At 69.0% G+C, this 239-nt stretch carries 1 protein-coding gene; it reads right to left on the bottom strand.

From position 1 onward, the window contains the following. Positions 1 to 37: 37 nt before the first annotated feature. On the bottom strand, positions 38 to 239 hold a 202-nt coding region (locus tag SB775_RS33525), incomplete at its 5' end, for a hypothetical protein (protein WP_410865622.1).

Here is a 239-nt window from a genome sequence, read left to right as displayed (position 1 = left end):
GGCCAGGGAAGTGCGGGGGATTGCATGGGGAGATCCTTCAAAGGGTGGAGGGAATGTCTTCGGCTGCCGACGCGATGGACAAGGCACTGATCCAGCCATCGGCCAGCCAGCGCTTGAGCAGGCCGGCCGCGCGCAGCGCCGGCTGTTCGTGGTTCAGTCGCACGCACCAGTCGGCGAAGCAGGCGCCGGCCACGATCGCCTGCAACGCCGCTGCTTCGTCGGCGTCCAGCGCGCGCCAG

It is taken from the genome of Peribacillus sp. SIMBA_075 (assembly GCF_046534585.1).
The sequence above is the reverse complement of the archived record's forward strand: the minus strand, read 5'-3'. Positions and strand labels throughout refer to the sequence as shown.